Raw genomic sequence first — 19346 nt, forward strand, 5'->3', positions numbered from 1 at the left:
CCTTTCTCTATCGACCCTTGCGCTCGTCGCGGGGACTTTCCATATGCCGCTCGCGGCGGAGCGTTTTTCGGGTTCCGTATCGACCTTTGAGGAGCGGTAATGGATCAGAAAGTGGGCGGTGACGCGGAGCAGACGGAGGCCCTGCCGCTTTCGCAGATCCTTTTTCGGATTGCCGAGGATGAAACGCGGGCGCGGGTCTCAATCGGCGATCTGTTTGCAGCGCTCGGCGATCGGGCTTTTGGCGCATTGATCCTGATCTTCGCGCTTCCCAATATCGTACCGACCCCGCCTGGCACATCCGCCATAACTGGCGCGCCGCTGGTCTTTCTGGCGGCACAGTTGATGCTGGGCTGGCAGCCCTGGCTGCCGGGCTGGATCACCAAACGATCACTGGCGCGGGCCGATTTTTCCGCCATCGTCGCCAGGATCGTGCCCTGGCTTGCCCGGGGCGAGAGGCTGCTGAAGCCGCGCTTTGGCCTGCTGGTAAAGGGACCGGCGGAAAACCTTCTGGGGATCATGGCCTTCATTCTGGCCATCGTTCTCGCATTGCCCATTCCGCTCGGCAATATCTTGCCAGCCATTGCCCTGTCGCTGTTTGCCTTCGCGCTTCTGGAGAAGGACGGGCTTTACGCTCTGGCGGGCAGTGTGATGTTTCTTCTGTCGATTGTGGTTGTCGCGGGCGTGATTGTGGCGCTCGGCAAGGCGGCCTTGTTGCTGTTCAGCATATCCTTTGGCTAAACCGAATTGCCTGGGACTGAGCCCTGCGCTGCCGGAATGGCGGTGACGTTTACCAGGGCGTGTCTCGCCATTTCTTTACGGCTTTTGGGTTGCTAATCGACCATATGGCAAGTTTCGCGACAGCTTCGCTTCCTATCTTTCCCCATGATCGCCGGTCGAGCGTATGTCGACTAAACGCTTTGTTGCTGACCTGCGTCGGCAATTACCACAATGGGGATTTGCCGTGGCAACGTCTAATAAGACAACGACTGTAAGCAGTCTTGATGGTTTGACTGGAACGAGTGCAACGGACATTATTCTCCTGACCGATCAGGTTTCGGGCGCTTACCTTGATCTTGGCGGTGGCAGCGACAAGCTGATCCTTGGCAATTTCGACAATGATGTGACATTGTCCAATGTCGAATCCGTTTTGGGCGGTACCGGTGCGGATTCGATTTTCTACGATACCAAGGCTACCTCAGGTTACATCGATCTGGGCGCGGGCATTGACAGCCTGACCTTTTCAGACCTTGGCGTCACCGCAACCATCCTCAATGTGGAAACGATCGTCGCTGGCCAGGGCAATGACTATTTGACGATGAGCGCCCAGGCGCTCGGAACCTATATCGATCTCGGAACCGGTTCGGACCGGGTGATCCTCGGCAAATTCGACAATTCGCTCACCCTGATCGATGTTGAGACGGTTACCGGCAGTACCAAGTCGGATATCGTGATTATGGAGAATAAAAGCGGCGATCAGACCCGCCGCGTGGATCTCGGTTCGGGCAACGACTCTGTCAGCCTGGGCGATGGCGGCGGCACGGTCTATGTTTCCAATACCGAAACAATCGTGGCTGGCAGCGGCGACGACCGCATTCAGCTGAACAGCAAGGCTTCCAATTTCAGGATCGATGCCGGTGAAGGCGATGATACTGTCGTTCTCAGCAATTATACCAATAAGCTGACAATCTTAGGTGCCGAAAGCATCGTCGGATCGAGCGGAAGCGATCACGTCACGATCGGGAGTGTGTTTACCGGCGGATATGTTTCTCTGAATGGCGGCAATGATACGCTCGTTCTGGGAGATTTTATCAATTCCGTCAGTGTCTATGGTGTCGAGACCATTTATGGTGGCGCTAGCAGCGATTTTATCTACATGCAGGAGGCCAAGTCCGGCGGCTTGATCGATCTCGGAGCCGGCGAAGATACACTGGTCTTCAATGAAGACGGCGGCACGGCCACCTTGAAAAATGTCGAGAATATCATCGGCAGTGAAACCAAAGACTATATTATTTTCAAAACGCAGATAACCGGCGGCCTGATCGATCTGGACGACGATGGCGACCGCGTAACCCTGGGCAAGTACAACAACAATGTCACTTTCGCCAATGTCGAAACCATTACCGGCGACAGTTCCAGCGACATCATCACGCTGACCACCGAGCTGACCAAGGGCACGATCAATCTCAGCACCGGCATGGACAAGCTGACCCTGGCCGATGGTTCCAACACCATCAATATTTCCGGTGTCGAAACCCTGATCGGTGGTGATGGTGAAGACACGATCAGTTTTTCGGTCGCCTCGACGGGTGGCGAAATCGATCTTAAGGGCGGCGATGATACATTGACGCTTACCGGTTCCGGACGAACCTTGACCATTTCAAACGTCGAGACAATTCTGGGCAGTTCCGCCAGCGAGCAGATCCTTTACAAGACCCTGTTGACCGGCAATCTGATCTCGCTCGGCTCCGGCTCCGACAAGCTCACGATGGGCGATTTTGATAATACCGTTTCCATCGCCGGAATTGAAACCATCGTCGGCGGCACCTTGACCGATGAAGTGTATATCACCAGCGCCATTACCGGCTCGCTGATCGATCTGGGTACCGGCAACGATACGGTGACCATCATGAAAGGTGGCACGATCACCGCCCGCAATATCGAGACCATCATCGGCGATGACGGCATCGATGTCGTCAAATTTGATCGGGCCGCGGAGAACGTCTATCTCGACCTGGGTGCGGGCAATGACAGCGTCACCTTCGGCAATTACAACAATATAGCCGAACTCCGGAATGTTGAGACCATCAATGCGGGCACGTCCAGCGACGTGATCACGCTCGGCACCGACATGTCGGCCGGTACGATTGACCTTGGCAAGGGCCTCGATCAACTGACGCTGAGTAATGAGGGCGGCACCCTGACCGCAGTCAATATCGAAACGATTATCGGCGGTGATGCGGACGACGTCGTGACGGTTTCAGGAACCGTGACCATTGGCACGATCGACCTCGATGCGGGTGACGATACGTTGACGATCGGTGGCAGTGCGACTGTGACCGTGCAGAATGTCGAAACGCTGGTCGGCGGAGCCGGAACCCAGAAAATCATCCTTGCCAGTGGGTTCAAGGGCAGTATCGATCTTGCCGACGGCATCGATACCATCATCATGGCCGATGTCGATGACGCCGACGCGACCGCCATGAAGAACCTCATCACGATTTCCAATGTCGAAACCATCACCGGCGGTTCCGGTTCGGATACGGTCGTCATCGGCACGGTCGGCGGCGCGACCATGATCGATCTGGGCGATGGCAACGATATCTTGAAATTCCAGGATAATGGTGGATCGGTCACGGCTGCCAATGTGGAGACGATCATCGGTGGTACCGGCGATGAAGTCATCCGGTTCAACGCGACAGTCACCAGTGTCGATATTGACCTTGGCGATGGCAATGACACCGTTATCTTCGGCAATTATGCCAATACGGCCACACTTGCCAATGTGGAAAGCATCACCGGGGGCACCAACAGCGACGTGTTCACGCTGGCCTCCAGCACGACCGGCATGACCCTCAATCTCGGCAATGGTCTTGACAGCCTGACGCTGGCGGGTGAAGGCGGTACGCTGACGGTCTCCAGCATCGAAACGATTGTCGGGTCGGCTGTCGACGACATCATTACCCTTTCCGCCTATATGACCGGTGGCACGATTTCGCTTGGTGCCGGCAATGACCAGTTCATCATCGGCGATGTCGGCGGCACGGCGACCGTTTCAGGCGTTGAAACAGTGACGGGTGGTGCTGCCGCCGATCTTATCACGCTTGCCGAAGGTGCATCGGGCTATATCAACCTGGGCGCAGGTCAGGATGGCGTGATCTTCTCGGCATTCGGCAACACGGTGACCCTGTCGGGCGTCGAAACGGTGACCGGGGGTGAGAAAGACGATACTGTCGAGTTTTCAGACGCGATAACGGCAACCACGATCAAGCTTGGGGCCGGCAACGATGTTCTGCAAATGTCGGAACTGGGTGGCACCGTCACCGTCACCGGCGCGGAATCCATCCTCGGCGATGTCGGCAGCGACGTCATCACCCTTGGCGAACAGATTACGGATGGCTTTATCAATCTCAATGCTGGCAGTGACCGCCTGATCCTGTCTTCCGCCAACAATACAGTGACGGTGGAAAATATCGAAACGGTGACTGGCGGCTCGATGATCGACGACATCACCTTGTCTGGCGTCTATACCGGCGGCACGCTGGATCTGGGCAGCGGCAATGACCTGCTGACGTTCGGCGAATCCGGAACCGTCACGATCGCCAATGTCGAAACGGTGGTCGGGTCAACCGGCGACGATGTGCTGACTGTCAGCGGTTCGATCGGCGGGGCAACTCTTAATCTGGGCGATGGCCAGGATACCCTGAGCTGGAGCGCGGGCCTGACGGCAACGGTTTCGAACGTTGAGACGGTCAATGGCGGCTCCAATGCCGACATCATCACGCTGGCCACGCAATGGACCGGTGGATTTATCGATCTGGGCGATGGTTCCGACAAGCTGACGCTGGCCGACACAACCAATACGGTGACGGTGGCGAATGCGGAAACCATCATCGGTCAGTCCATGGCTGACTATATCGCCATCAACAGCACGACCTATAGCGGCTATATTTCACTGGGTGGGGACAAGGACGAAGTCAAGCTGGCTTCTTCTTCGAGCACGGTGACAATCGTCGGCGTTGAAACGGTCACGGGTGGCTCCGGCGACGACAAGGTGACATTGGGTGCTCAGGTGTCGGGCATCGAACTCAACCTGGCCGACGGCAACGACGTGGTCACGCTCGGCAATTATTCCAATATGATCAGCCTCTATAATGTCGAATCCGTCACCGGCGGCAGCAATACCGATGTGGTCTATATCAGGGACACGGAAATCTCCAACGGCCAGTATTTCTTGGGTACAGGCGCGGACTACCTGAACTTTGAGAAAGCCGCGACCGCGACCGTCTCCAGTGTCGAAACCCTGGTCGGTTCTGCCTATGACGATACGATCACCATTTCCGGCCAGTATACCGGCGTGACGATTGATCTGAGCACGGGATCTGACACGTTGACGCTCGGTTCCGCCTCGACGCTGACCACGGCCAATATCGAGTATATCACCGGTAGTACGGGGGCCGATTTGATCGTGCTGTCGGGCAGCACCAACACGACGGTGGACTTGGGGTCTGGCAATGACACGATCTATATGAGCAGCGGCTCCGATACAGTGACGGGCGGGGCCGGATCCGACCTCTTCACCTTCACCTCCGCGGACAAGTCGACCACGTCGAACCCGGACAAGATCACCGACTTCGTCAATGGTGAGGACAAGCTGGTGATCAGCGGGCTGACCGGCACCTTCTCCTACCTTGGGACATCAACTAGCCTTTCGGCCAGCGGCAATTCGGAAGCCTATTTCGTCAATGATACGGCAACTCTGTTTGTCGATACCAATGGTGACGGGACGGTAGATATGCAGATGACCTTGTCCGGCAAGACCGCCGACAACATGTCGGGCAGCGACTTCCGCTGGAGCTGATAAAGCAGTGCTCCCGGCCCTGGGTTTCTTGACCTGGGCCGGGCAACTGTCTGTGTACGAGCATTGCACGGCATCGAAAACCGGTTCCCAGTGTTCGCTTCGGTGTTGTATCGTGGCATTTCCACGAATCGGAGACCTGCAATGATTGAAGTTCCGGTGTCCTGGGGTGAGTTGATCGACAAGATCACCATTCTCCAGATCAAGTCAGAGCGGATCACGGACGAGGCCAAGCGCGCCAATGTCGAGCGCGAGCTGTCCCTGCTCAATGAACGGCTGAAGCCGGTGGCCGATCATCAGGGTGTCGTCGCCATCAGCCGTGATCTTCTGTCCGTCAATACGGTACTCTGGGAGATCGAGGACGATATCCGCGATTGCGAGCGCGACGGCGATTTCGGTCCGCGTTTCGTGTCTCTCGCCCGTTCGGTCTATGTTACCAATGACCGGCGTGCCGAGTTGAAGCGGCAGATCAATGTCGAGCTGGGCTCTGACATTATCGAGGAAAAGTCCTACAAGCCTTATGCTGCGGCCTGATTGATAGCGCATGGATCGTCTTCGGTCCGTGCTTGGGACTCTTTGACCTTTAGGCGAGGATGCATGAGCATGTTTTCGCCTTGATATGAAATGGCCGACACGCCGATTTTGGGTAAACAGGACCATGAAGGTTCGGTGTTCCTGGTCTTGGATCAGGCCAATGGATGAAAGAAGAGCGCGTTATGACGACGCATGAGGTTTCGCAGTGCCGTTCGCTGTTGGCGCAGGGGCGCGTGGCTGAGGCCTTGCAGGGCTTGACGGCTCTTTTCGAGGCCCATCCAGACCATGCCGAGACCGCTCATTACTATGCGCTCGCCCTTCATCTTTCCGGCCGCTCGCCTGAGGCCGTTCCCGCTTTCGAACATGCTTTGCAACTTGCGCCAGACCAACCCGGCCTGCTGCAAAACATGGTGCTTCCGCTGATTGCAGTGGGTGACCATCAGCGCGCCATCGATATGGGTGCGCGCGCCGTGACGCTTGACAGTAAAGCCGTTGGCGCCTGGTCCAATCTGGTTCTGGCCCTGACATCGGCAAAACGATGGGATGAAGCCCTTAATGCGGCTCAACAGGGTCTGGCGATTGACAGTGATGAGCCGTCGCTGCTGGCTCAAATGGGCGTCATCCTGCTGGAGCTTGGCGACAGTGCGGGAGCCGAAACCCATCTGCTCCGGGCGCTGGAGCTGAAGCCGGATGCCGAGGCTTTCTATAATCTCGGCGTGCTGTTGCATGGATTGCAACGCGAAGCCGAAGCTTGTGATAGCTATACAAAGGCGCTGACGCTCGATCCCTCGCATCGGCGCGCCGCCAATAACCTGGCGGCAAGCCTGCGCATTCTGGGAAATTTGAAGGGTGCGGACCGGATACTGAAGCAATTGATCGGCAGCGGCGATGCCCCCGTTCACCGCTTTAACCGCGCCTGCCTGCAATTGCTGGACGGCCAGTGGAGCGAGGCCTGGGCCGATTACGAGTTGCGTGATCAGGCCACCGGGAGTTCCACCTCGCCCTTGCTGATGCAGGGGCCGCGCTGGCAGGGCGAAGCGCTGCAAGACCAGACGCTGCTGGTGTTCCATGAGCAGGGATTGGGCGATACCATCCAGTTTATCCGGTTTTTACCGCGCATTGCTGAGCGGGTTGGGCATGTGGTTTTCGTCTGCCAACCGCAACTTTACCGTCTGCTAAGCCTTTCCGAATTTTTCGCGACCCCGTCCATCTCGCTCTTGCCTGATGGTGCGGATCTGCCCGCTTACGCGGCCTGGGTGCCGCTGCTGTCGCTGCCGGGCCTGATCAACCTTGTGCCAGAGGCGACAGGCCAGCGCGTTCCCTATCTCACACTGGAAAAACAGCTTTTCGAGCGCTGGCGCGACTGGCTTGGCGGGCTTTCTCCAAGCCAGGAGCAAGAGCAGAAGAAGACACGTTTTCGCATCGGTCTATCCTGGCAGGGCAATCCAAAGGCCTATGGTGAGCCGGGCCGCTCGCTGCCGCTGGAGTGCTTCCAGCCGCTTGCCGAATTCTCAGACGAAATTGACATCATCTCCCTGCAAAAGGGGGTAGGAGCCGATCAGCAAGCGCCGGAGGGATTGGCGCTGCACCCCGTTCCGGGTCTGGATGACGGTCCCGATGCCTTTGTCGATACCGCAGCCTTGATGGCGTCGCTGGATCTGGTCATCACCTCAGATACGGCCCTTGCCCATCTTGCGGGCGCATTGGGCAGGCCGGTCTGGCTGCTGCTGAAAAAAGCCCCGGACTGGCGCTGGGGCATGGATGGCATTTTGACCGATTGGTACCCAACCATGCGGCTGTTTCGCCAGATGGAGGCGGGGCAATGGCAGCCGGTCCTTCAGGACGTGGCGCATGAGCTGAAAGTGCTGCTGTTTGCTGGCCGCGCCACGGATGATGCGCCGGATGATGCCGCTGACGGATTGAACGAGGCGATCAAGCGCCATCAGGGCCGCGATTATGGCCGGGCCGTGCAGCTTTACCGGCATGTACTGACGCTGGATTTTCAAAGAGAGCGGGTGCTCAACCTGCTTGGCATGGCGTGCCTGGAAGCCGGTGAACGCTCATCGGTGGCCGGGCGGCAGGCCATTCCCTTTTGCGCCCGCGCGGTGGCGATCCGCCCCTCGCTTGGCGATCACTGGAGCAATTTCGCCATTGCGCTCGATGCTGCGGGGCTTGTGACCGATGGGATGCGAGCGCTGCGCCACGGGCTGCTCTACGATACCGGTCACGCAGCGTGCCTTTTGGCGCTGGCCCGGCGCGAAACGTCGGTGGGTGATGCCGAAACAGCCTTGCGCCGCGCGGGCGAGGTGCTGAAAGCCCAGCCGCGCTCAGGTCACGCCCTGTCGGTTTATGCGGCGGCGGCGCTGGCGCTTGGCCGGTTTAACGTGGCGGAGGAGGCTTTGCGACGCGCCTGCCGGATTGAGCCGGAACTGGCCTCGCATCACGTACAACTGGGTGCGGTTCTGCTGAAAGCCAAGCAGCCGCAGGCAGCCGCCCGCGCCTGGGAAAAGGCTTTGACGCTTGACCCCGGCAATGCCGATGCCTGGAGCAATCTGGGCGTGGCGGAGCGCAATCACGGCTATCCCGATCTGGCCTGCTGGATCCAGAGACAGGGCGCACTTGCCAAGCCCGGCCATGCCGAATCCTGGAGCAATCTCGGCATTAGCCTGATGGATACCGGCCGCGAGGACGAGGCGATACTGGCCTTTGGCAAGGCAATCGAGGCCCGTCCCGGCTATGCCGATGCGGAAATGGCGCTGGGCATGTGTTTGCTGAACGAGGGCGATTATGCCCGTGGCCTGCCGCTTTACGAGCGTCGCTTCCTGGTGGAAATCCTCGGCATAGATCGCACCCGCGTCCGGCTGCCAGTCTGGCAGGGGGAGGATCTGGCGGGCAAGTCCATTCTGGTTCTGGCCGAACAGGGCTTTGGCGATGCTTTCCAGTTCGTCCGCTATGTGGCGCTCCTGAAGGAAAAAGGCGCGGCCAAGGTGATGATTGGCTGCCGTCGCAAGATTGCCACGCTGCTGCAAACCGTGCCGGGAGTGGATGGCGTCGTCTGCGAAAGCGATCCCGTCCCACCGCTCGATTACCACGTGTTCATGATGAGCCTGCCGCTGCTTTGCGGGACAGTCGTCGAGACAATCCCGGCTTTTCCCGCCTATCTGTTTGCCGATCCGCTGCGGGTGCGGCGCTGGGCAGGCTTTCTTGCGGCAAAGCCGGGCTTCCGGGTTGGCCTCGTTTGGCAGGGCAATCCCGATCCGCAGGTTGATAAGGGCCGCAGCTTTCCCTTGCAGGTGCTGTCGCCGTTCGCTGCCATTGACGGTGTGCGCCTGATCGCCTTGCAAAAGGGTGCGGGCGAAGAACAGCTGGATACAGTGGATTTTGCCGTCGAGCGCCCGCCGGAGGATTTCGACAGCGGCGCCGATGCCTTTGTCGATACGGCAGCGATGATCATGAATCTCGATCTCGTCATCACCTCCGATACAGCGGTGGCGCATCTGGCTGGCGCGCTTGGCCGTCCGACCTGGGTGATCCTCAAGTCGCATGCCGAATGGCGCTGGCTGCGCGGCCGCAGCGATAGCCCCTGGTATCCGGCAAGCCGGGTGTTTCGCCGGGTGGCCGATGAAGTCGAGGCGGAACCCTTTGCCGGTGTCGTCTCCCGCGTAGCCGAGGCGCTGGGCCGGCTGGTCGAGGGGGACAGGGCGCAACTGTATGAAGCCGCCGAGCCGGTGGTTGCCGTTCCGGCCCAACCGGCACCGCAACAACGGCTGGCCGCCGCCATCCGCACCCATATGGCCGGAAATGTCACTGCCGCCGAGGCGACCTATGCGGCGCTGCTGCATGAGGACGAAACACGGGCCGAGGCGCTGCATATGCTGGGTGGGTTGGCGGTTGAGCGCCTGCATTACCATCGCGGCTATGTCCTGCTGCGGGCGGCGGCGGCACTGGGGCTTTCAACACCGATCTTCCAGACCAATTATGCCATCGCCCTTCGCCATGTCGGCAAGCAGGATGAGGCCGAAGCATGCCTGCGCCAAAGCCTGGAGACCAGCCCCAGCGCCGAAGCCTATATGACCCTCGGCAATCTTTTGCGCGATACGGATCGCTATGGGCAAGCGTTGGAGGCTTACCGGGCCTCGATCCAGCTGCGCCCGGATCTGTCCAAGGCCCATCGCGGGCTTGGCAATGCATTGCGCGAAATGGGCCGGGTTGAGGAGGCAATCGCCAGTCTGGATCGGGCGCTGGATCTCCTGCCTGGTGATGTCGAAACCCTGATCGACCGGGCGCATGCGCATCTGATGGCGGGCAATCTGCCGCAGGGTTTTCGCGATTACGAGACGCGCTGGCAGGGCGCTGAAATGGTGGCGCGCACGCTGCCCATGCCGCGCTGGACCGGCGAGGCCCTGCCGGACAAGGTACTGCTGATCCACGGCGAACAGGGGTTGGGCGACCAGATCCAGTTTGCCCGTTTCGTGCGCCAAGCCGCTCTCAAGGTCGGTCATGTCATTCTGGAATTGCGTGAGCCGTTGATCGGCCTGTTTTCAACACTGGTGGTGGAGAGGCGCAACATCACCCTGCGCCGCCAGGGTGTCGATGCCATTGACGATGCCGATGTCGAGGCGCCGATCATGAGCCTACCGCTGATTTTTGCAACCACGCTGGAAACTTTGCCGGGCCCGGCCAATTTCCGGCCCGATCCTCGCCGGGTGGCAGACTGGGAAGCGCGGTTTGGGCATCGTGACGCTTTGCGGGTCGGGCTGGTCTGGCAGGGCAATCCGGTCGCGCGCGCCGACAAGGGCCGCTCGCCGCCCTTGAAAACGCTGGAGCCACTGTTTGCTGTCGAAGGAGCGCATTTCATCAGCCTGCAATTCAAGGATGGGCTGGAACAGATGGCCGGTCTGGATTTTGCCAAGGCCATGCAGGCGCCGGGGGCGGAGCTTGGCGATTTCGGCGAGACGGCGGCAGCGATTGCTGCGCTTGATCTGGTGATTTCCTCCTGCACCTCCACGCTGCATCTGGCAGCATCGCTGGGCGTGCCGTGTTTTGCGCTGCTGAAATACGGTGCGGATTGGCGCTGGATGACCGGTCGAGACGATAGCCCCTGGTATCCGGGCCTGAAACTGTTTCGCCAACCGCAACCAGGCGATTGGGCAAGTGTGGCCAAGGCGGTGGCAGAAGACCTCAAGCGGCTGGTGGAGCGTAAGCCATGACGAACCAAACTGCGTCGGGCGAAAGGCTGATCCAGGCCTTTCAGCTGCACAAGGCTGGGATGCTGGACGAGGCGATTGCCCATTACCGTGCCATTCTCGAGGAAGAGCCCGACCAGGTCGATGCGCTCAGACTGCTGGCCTCGGCGGAACGCTCGCGCGGCGATCTGGCGCAATCGCTGTCGCTTTATGCCCGGGCGCTCAGACTTGCGCCTGAGGAAAGCGATATCTGGTATAATCTCGGCAATGCGCTGGGTGAGGCCGGGCGCAAGCCGGATGCGCTGGAAGCTTATCAACGCGCCGCGCAATTGGCACCTGACAATGCCGCCTGTCACGCCAATATCGGCGTAACGCATGCCGATCTCGATGATTATCCGGCAGCGATTACCGCTTATCGGCAAGCTTTGGTGCTCGATCCACAAAACCGCATAGCGCTCCACAATCTCGGCAATGCGCTGTCCGAATTGGGCGAGGCGGAAGCGGCGATGGCGCTGCTGTCCAAGGCACTGGAAATCTATCCCACCTCCGCTGAGGCTCATTACAACCTTGGCCTCAACCTGCTGCGGCTTTTCGATTACACCACTGGTTTTGCCGAGTATGAATGGCGCTGGCAGGCCGAAGGCTTTCCGGGGGAAGCACGTCACACGGATATTGCCGATTGGAACGGGCGGCCTTTTCAAGGCAAACACCTGCTGGTCCATGCGGAACAGGGACTTGGCGACACGATCCAGTTCGTCAAGCTGTTACCCCTGGTCAAATCGCTTGGCGGCGAGGTGATCCTGCAAGTGCCAAACAAGCTGATCGGGCTGCTGGCGGATGTGCCGGGGGCAGATCGGGTACAGGCAGAGAACCCGCCAGCAGGAACCATCGATTTTCAGGTGCCGTTGCTTGGTCTGCCGCATCGGCTGAAATTGACGCTGGGCAGCGTGCCGAAAGCCCCCGCCTATTTGCAGCCACAGGCGGAGCGGGTTTCGCTGTGGCGTGAACGGCTGAATTTGAAGCAAGGCGAGAAATCCCTGGGCTTTGTCTGGCGCGGCAATCCCCTGTCACCAGCGGAAAAAGGTCGCAGTCTTGCCGGTCCCGAACAGCTGTCGCCCTTTGCGAGCCTTGGCGGTACACGGCTGATCGCCCTGCAAAAACTTGACGATGCAGCATTGGAACTCGCCGATACACCCTCAGGCTATAAGGTGGCGGGCCTGTCCTTCACGTTGGAACATCCAGGCCCTGATTTTGATGCCGGAGCGGATGCTTTTCTCGACACGGCGGCCATCCTCACCCAGCTTTCGGCCTTCGTATCGGTCTGCACCGCGCCGCTGCATCTGGCCGGTAGCCTTGGCGTACCGACCATCGGCCTTTTGAAGAAAGTGCCGGATTGGCGGTGGGGTTCTGAGGGCAGAACGACGCCCTGGTATCCGTCCATGCAGCTTTGCCGCCAAACCGAGGCGGGGGATTTTACCGCCCCGATTGCACAGGCGGTGTCGCTTGCCGAAGCGATTACGAATAAGTCCTGATGATCTTTTTCATCGCATCCGCTGTGCGCGACCAGGTATAGCCAGCAAGCTTGGCTGCACCACGCTCGCCACGGCGACGGGCTTCGTTGCGGTCGCGCCAGACCCGCTCCAGCGCCTCTTCGATTTCATCGACGCTGCTTTCTCCCCAGCCGGCCACGGAGCCGACGCCAGCGCCTTCGCCAGCAACGGGGGTCTGATGTTCCAGCGCATAGCAATTGCCGCCGTCGATCAGGTCGAGATGACCGGTATTGGCCGACAGAATCGTCGGCACGCCACAGGCCATGCATTCCATCGCCACCAGATTGGTGCCGCCTTCGGAGCGGTTGGGGAAGACCGCCACGTCCATTTCGCGCAGGATCGGTGCCATCAGCGCATTGGGGACAGAACCGAGATCAAGAAACTGATGGGCAGCGATATCGTTGGCGGCAATCCAGGCGGATTGATCGATGGCGCCCTTGTCATTGGTGGTGATGGCGGTGGCCTTGCCGGACCGGTTGAGCGTCAGGGCAAATTGTGGCCAGGGACTGTGCCAGGCGGAAACCAGCAGGGCTTCTGGATGGCGTTTAGCAAACCGGGCAAACGCGGCCACCACCAGATCCTGCCCCTTGCGCAATTCCAGCTTGCCGCCTGAAAACACCAGAAAGCGGTCGGCCAGAACGCCTTGGCGCGGGCCTGGGTGAAACAGCGTCTGATCGATGCCTTGGATGACGGTGGTGACATTGTTGAGGCCATGGGCGCGCATGATCTCTTCGTTCCAACTCGATCCGGCAATCACCAGCGGAAATGCTTTGGCTCTGGCTTTCGTGGCCTCCGACAGTTGCGGCAGTTCAAAGAACACCACGCCCAGCGTCGGGCTGCCGGAAAGGGCAACGCCTTTGGGGCCGGGCGACATGGTAAAATCATTGCCGAGCCCGGCGAGAAGCGGGGTATTGACCGTCAGGGACTTTTCGCTCTGGGCGGCGATGCGGTTCGAAAGGTCGGCGCTGGCCCGGAAAAATCCGCCAAGTGCGCGTTGCCGCAACGGATCGACGACGATCTGGTCGGATTGCAACGGAAAGGACGTCACCGGCTCCAGCACCGGATCGTTGGACCAGTTGAGCGCCAGGTTAAGGCCATAAATGCCCCAGCCGAAAAAGCTGGATATGCCCCAATGGATAATCACGGGCCGTCTGGGCGTCTGGGTCACGAGCAGCATATCTCCAAGCCTGGCGGTTTTCAGGGCGATTCGCCCCGGTTGCAAAAGCTTAACCTGCTTTTCCAGGCGCTGGAACAGTGTGGGCCGCGTTATCAACGACGGTAAGGGAACTGTTTCTGTTTGCGACGCGGATTCACGAAAATCCAGCATGGCGAAAGCTTCGGCTTCTACGGTCGGGTTGAATGGGTCCGTTCCCGGCTTGTGGGGCAGGGCGGATCCTCACGAAAAACTCGCCATGTGTGCTTTCGGCGATGGATGATGAGGTGTGTCGATGAATGCTGAAGACAGAGATCTGGCGGATGAGGGGCAGGCCAGATCCGCTCTTGCTGCATTGGCTCTTGCCACGCAAAAATTGGGCTTATCCCTCTCGGTCGAGCAATTATGCCGCGATTACGGTGATGAGGAATGCTTTTCGCTGCCGCAACTGGCCGAAATCATCCGCGATCATGGGGTAAAGGCCAAGCCGATCCGCATGAACTGGAAGCTTTTGAGCCAGATGGAAGGCGCTGTCGCCGCCGTCATTCAGCTCAATGACGGATCGCTTCTTGTCTTTGAAAAATTCGTCGATGATCCGCAGACGCCGCGCATGGTGTTTCGCGATCCTGCCGATTCGAAAGCCACCCGGTTTGTGGTCGACGAATTGCGGCTGTCGGAAAACTGGAGCGGCCACGTCCTGCTGATGAAGCGGGAAATTTCCGAGGCAAGTGCGCGCGAGGAGTTTGGCTTTCACTGGCTGCTGGCCCAGGTGATGCAGGACCGCCGCATGGTGCGCGACGTGTTCATTTCGGCCATTTCGCTTGGCGTTCTGGCGCTGGTGCCCTCGCTGTTCTACATGGTGGTGATCGACAAGGTCATGGTGCATCACCGCTTGTCGACACTGACGCTGATGGCCGCCGCCATTCTGGTCGTGCTGCTGTTCGATATGCTGCTCGGCTATATGCGCCGCACTGTCACCGCCATCGTCACCGCCAAAATCGATGTGCGGCTGAACCTGATGATCTTTGATCGGCTGTCGCGCCTGCCGATTGAATTCTTCGAGCAGAATGCCACCGGCGGCATCGTCCATCGGCTGGGAGAAGCCCGTCGGTTGAGGGCTTTCGTCACCGGCCAATTGTTCGGTTCGGTATTGGACATGCTGTCGCTATTCGTGCTCATTCCTGTCATGTTCCTGCTCAGCCCTGGTCTGACCTTCTGGGTTCTGGGCCTCGGCGCAGTGATGAGCCTGATACTGTTTATCTATATGAAGCCGATCCGCCGCGCCTATGCGCAGGTGATGGGCAGCGAACACCGCCGCACCGCCATGCTGATCGAGATGATCAACGGCATCCGCACTGTGAAATCGCTGGCGCTTGAAGGCCGCAAGCGGCGCGAATGGGACCAGAGGGTCGCCGAAGCGGTCAATAACCAGACCAACCTGCTGTTTTTGGCCAACCAGCCGCAAACCTTGCTGGCGCCTCTGGAAAAGCTGATCTACGCCGGCTCACTGTTGATCGGCGCCTATCTTGTCATCGTCAACGAGCATACGGTCATGACCGGCACGTTGGTGGCCTTCACCATGATTGCCATGCGCGCCACCCAGCCGCTGGTGCAGATGGCCGGCATGATGCAGCAGATGGAAGAGGCCCGCGGTGCGCTGCGCCAGGTCGCCTCCGTCATCAATGCCGAACCCGAACCGCGCCGTGAACACGGGGTGCGCCCGGAATTTTCCGGCCGGATCAGCTTCGAGGATGTGCGCTTTGCCTATGCGGGCACCTCGTTGCCGGCGCTCAACGCCATCAATTTTCACGTCAAACCGGGCAATATCGTCGGGCTGATGGGCCGTAGCGGCTCGGGCAAGACCACAGTGACGCGGCTGTTGCAGGGCCTGCATCAGAGCTATTCCGGGCTGATCCGTCTCGATGGCGTCGAGTTGAAGGAAGTCGATCTCTATCACCTGCGCACCAATGTCGGCGTCGTGCTTCAGGAAAGCTTCCTGTTTCGCGGCACGATCCGTGACAATATCCTGATCGCCAAGCCGGATGCCTCGCCTGAGGAAATGATCGAAGCGGCGCAACTGGCCGGGGCCGATGAATTCATCGAACGTCTGCCGCGCGGCTATGACACGATGCTGGAAGAACATGCCAGCAATCTCTCCGGCGGCCAGAAGCAGCGGTTGGCAATTGCCCGGGCGTTGATCGTCAACCCGCCGATCCTGATCTTCGACGAGGCCACCAGCGCGCTCGATCCGGAAAGCGAAGCGATCATTCTGCGCAACCTGAAGCGCATTGCCGAAGGCCGCACCGTGTTGATGATTTCGCACCGCCTGTCTTCGCTTGTCGATTGCGACCAGATCCTGGTTCTGGATCGCGGCCAGCTGAAGGACAGCGGCACCCACCACGACCTGCTGCGCCGCTCCGGCGACTACCGCCACCTTTGGAACCAGCAGAACCGCCACCTGACGACGGGAAAAGATCATGACGAAAACCTTGACGCTGTCGCCTGACGAGCATCGTTACGCGGTCCGCACGACAGCGGAATTCCTGTCCGAAAGCGCCAGCATCCTGCATCGCACCCCGCCCAAATCGGCGCGGATGACGATTGCCACGGTGGCGGCCCTGATCACCAGCGCGATCCTGCTGTCGGTGTTCATGCCGGTCGAGCGGGTGGTAACTGCACGCGGTCGTGTCGCCTCGGAAGCACCCAATACCGTGGTGCAGCCGCTGGAAACCTCGATCGTTCGGGAAATCCTGGTGCGTGAAGGCCAGGAGGTGAAGGCGGGGCAATTGCTGGCCACGCTCGATCCGACCTTTTCGCGTGCCGACCAGACCACGGCCAGCCGGCAGATGGCCAGCCTTTCGGCCGAAGTCGAGCGGCTGAAGGCGGAAATCGATGGGCGTGATTACCAGCCGCGTGACGGCGATAGTTTTGGGAAATTGCAGCGCCGGTTCTTTGAAGCCCGCCGGTCGCAATATGAAGCGTCGATGTCGACCTTCAAGGCCAAGATCTCTTCGCTGCAAACCACGCAAGCCCAATTGCAGCAGGAACTCACGGTCAATCGCCAGCGCCTGTCGCTCAGCGAGGAAAGCGAGGCGATGAAAAGCGCGCTGGTCGAGAAGAAATATGCATCGAGAGCCGATGGCCTGAAGGCCAAGGACTGGGTGCTGGAAGTCACCGGGACGATCCGCGAAGTCGAGGGCAAGCTGGAAAGCGGCGCCCATGACATTCAATCGGTCCAATCGCAGATGGAAGATCAGGCCCAGCAATGGCGCTCCGACGCCATGGGTCAGCTTGTCAAGCAGCAGGTGGCGTTGAATGCGGCCATCGAAGAATTGAACAAGGCCGATAAGCGTTCCGACCTGATCGAATTGAAGGCGCCCGAAGACGCAACCGTGCTTCAGATCGGCGATATTTCCATCGGCTCGGTGGCGCAGACGGCACAGAAAATGTTCGTGCTGGTACCGAAGGCAGCCCGGCTTGAAGTGGAAACGGAAATCTCCACTCAGGACCAGGGCTTTATCAAGGTTGGTCAGCCGGTCGATATCAAGCTCGATGCCTGGCCTTTCGCCCGCTATGGCGGCTTGCGCGGTACGGTTCGGGCGGTCAGCCCCGACAGTCTGAAAGTCTCGCGCGGCGATGGCGCGGCTGCGCAAGGCGCATCCGAGCGGACATTTTATATTGCCAAGATCACCATTGACGACCCGCATCTGAAAAGCAATCCGGCCGATTTCAGTCTGATTGCCGGGATGACGCTGGTGACCGACGTCGTCGTTGGCGACCAGACTGTGGCGGCCTATCTGTTTGACCGGGTTGTACCGGTCGTGAGCGAGGGAATGCGCGAACCATGAAGCAATTGCTGTCTTTTGTGCCCTTTTTTGTCCGAGGCGCGGCAATCCGGCAGGCGTATCGCCATGGCATGAAAAAGCTTGGGGCGGGCCGGATGCCGCTGGCCGCGAGCGCCCTGCGCAAGGCTGCCAAGGGCGGCCATGTCGGGGCATCCTACGAACTGGCGCGGCTTTATGAGACGGGGCGCGGGGTGATTTCCGATCTGGCCGAGGCTCGCCGGTTGGCGCGTTATGCCGCCGATGCGGGGCATGTCGGTGCCATGGCGTTGACGGCCCGGCTCTATCTGATTTCACCGCGCCAGGACATGCCGGCGTCTCCGGCGGCTTTGCGACTTTATGGTGATGTCATGCAGCTGGTTTGCGAGCCCGAACTGGCCCGTGACTATGCGCTTCGCGCCCATGAGCACGGCAATGTTGATGGTTCGGCGCTGGCCGGTTATCTTCTGGCGTCCGGCATTGGCGGCGAGGTGGATCCGCACACGGCACTGGTCTGTTATGAGCCAGCGGTGACAGCTGGCAATGTCCGGGCGCATCTGGGCATGGGAACGCTGCTTGCCGGGGGGCATTTGGGCGAGGTGGATTATGCCCGCGCCCTGCCATACTTCAAATATGCGGCGGCGGCTGGCAATAGTACGGCGCGCCATTACCTCGCCATGCAATATCTGAACGGCCTTGGCACCACACCCGATGAGGAGAAGGCGCTGCGCCTGCTCAGCGCTGCTGCCGCCAAAGGTTACCGCTCCTCTATCGAGGAACTGGCGAAATATTACCTGCACGAAGCCTATCCCGAGCGCGATCGCGCCCGGGGCGTGCGCTGGCTGACGGCGCTTGGCCGCATGGGCGACAGGCGCGCCTGCCGTGACCTGGAGCGGCGTTATCGCCATGGCATCGACGTCAAGGCCAGTTCGGTGGAAGCGGTGATGTGGCTTGAAAAGGCGGCGCTGAAGGGCGATGTCGCCGCTCAGTTCCAGATGGCGGTTGTGGCCGCGACCGGCGCAGGTGAAGGTGAGGGTGATCTCAACCAGGCGCGGATCTGGTTTGAAATGGCGGCTGAAAACGGTCATGCCCTTGCCATGGTCAATCTGGGACGGTTCCGCATGAAGGGCATTGGCGGCATCGTCGATCTCGATGGCGCGCAAAATATGCTGGAACTGGCTGTCGAGGCTGGCGAAATGGCGGCCTATGCGGTGCTGGGCGAATTCCACGCCTATTACGCCGATCCCTCCGATGTCGAGGCCGCCCGTGAGATCCTCATGCACGGCGTCGAAAAAGAAGATGCCGTCTGCAAGGATATTCTGGCACGGCTGGAAGAAAAGCTATTGGCCAAGGTTGCCTGAAGGCCAAGGTAACCTAAAGGCTGTAGACTTGATCATCATGCTCGAATTATGAAATGTCACAGTCGCGTTGATGCCGTCGTTTCCTGTGTATGCTACTCTCAAAGAGTGCATGGTGGCGGAGCGACGGCGCAACGGTAAGGAACAAACCGGCACTTCAAGCCTTTTG

At 59.6% G+C, this 19346-nt stretch carries 9 protein-coding genes; 8 read left to right on the forward strand and 1 reads right to left on the reverse strand.

Features of this window, described 5'->3' with window-relative positions; all coding sequences use genetic code 11:
- Window positions 1–99 precede the first annotated feature (99 nt).
- From IEI95_RS11615 to IEI95_RS11635, 5 genes are all read left to right on the forward strand, one after another.
- Window positions 100–738 (forward strand): exopolysaccharide biosynthesis protein, encoded by a 639-nt coding sequence (locus IEI95_RS11615; RefSeq protein WP_194416452.1) that lies wholly within the window; start codon window positions 100–102, stop codon window positions 736–738.
- Between the two features lie 223 nt (window positions 739–961).
- Window positions 962–5578: a beta strand repeat-containing protein gene (locus IEI95_RS11620; protein ID WP_194416453.1), complete on the forward strand. Its 4617-nt coding sequence runs from the start codon at window positions 962–964 to the stop codon at window positions 5576–5578.
- A gap of 141 nt (window positions 5579–5719) precedes the next feature.
- A complete protein-coding gene (locus IEI95_RS11625; protein ID WP_194416454.1) occupies window positions 5720–6109 on the forward strand; it encodes a DUF6165 family protein in 390 nt (129 codons plus the stop codon).
- Window positions 6110–6291: 182 nt separating this feature from the next.
- Window positions 6292–11319 (forward strand): tetratricopeptide repeat protein, encoded by a 5028-nt coding sequence (locus tag IEI95_RS11630; RefSeq protein ID WP_194416455.1) that lies wholly within the window; start codon window positions 6292–6294, stop codon window positions 11317–11319.
- Complete coding sequence (locus tag IEI95_RS11635; RefSeq protein ID WP_156533659.1) at window positions 11316–12827, forward strand: tetratricopeptide repeat protein; 1512 nt, start codon at window positions 11316–11318, stop codon at window positions 12825–12827. Before IEI95_RS11630 ends, IEI95_RS11635 begins: the two co-directional genes overlap by 4 nt.
- On the opposite strand, the gene IEI95_RS11640 is transcribed toward IEI95_RS11635, so the two are convergent.
- Window positions 12811–14013 carry a glycosyltransferase family 4 protein gene (locus tag IEI95_RS11640; protein ID WP_194416456.1) on the reverse strand — a complete coding sequence of 401 codons (1203 nt, stop codon included), beginning with the start codon at window positions 14011–14013 and terminating at the stop codon, window positions 12811–12813. The two genes, IEI95_RS11635 and IEI95_RS11640, sit on opposite strands and share 17 nt — an antisense overlap.
- A 280-nt stretch (window positions 14014–14293) precedes the next feature.
- On the opposite strand from IEI95_RS11640, the gene IEI95_RS11645 reads away from it, so the two are divergent.
- From IEI95_RS11645 to IEI95_RS11655, 3 genes are read left to right on the forward strand one after another with little or no spacing between them, the layout of a single operon-like run.
- On the forward strand, window positions 14294–16504 hold the full coding sequence (locus tag IEI95_RS11645) for a peptidase domain-containing ABC transporter (protein WP_156551078.1): 2211 nt from the start codon (window positions 14294–14296) through the stop codon (window positions 16502–16504).
- Window positions 16476–17846 carry an HlyD family type I secretion periplasmic adaptor subunit gene (locus IEI95_RS11650; protein ID WP_194416457.1) on the forward strand — a complete coding sequence of 457 codons (1371 nt, stop codon included), beginning with the start codon at window positions 16476–16478 and terminating at the stop codon, window positions 17844–17846. The genes IEI95_RS11645 and IEI95_RS11650 overlap by 29 nt, the downstream gene beginning before the upstream one ends.
- On the forward strand, window positions 17843–19180 hold the full coding sequence (locus IEI95_RS11655) for a tetratricopeptide repeat protein (RefSeq protein ID WP_156533663.1): 1338 nt from the start codon (window positions 17843–17845) through the stop codon (window positions 19178–19180). Before IEI95_RS11650 ends, IEI95_RS11655 begins: the two co-directional genes overlap by 4 nt.
- The last annotated feature ends 166 nt before the right edge of the window (window positions 19181–19346 follow it).

Source organism: Agrobacterium vitis (assembly GCF_014926405.1).
In the GTDB taxonomy this organism is placed as follows: domain Bacteria; phylum Pseudomonadota; class Alphaproteobacteria; order Rhizobiales; family Rhizobiaceae; genus Allorhizobium; species Allorhizobium vitis_H.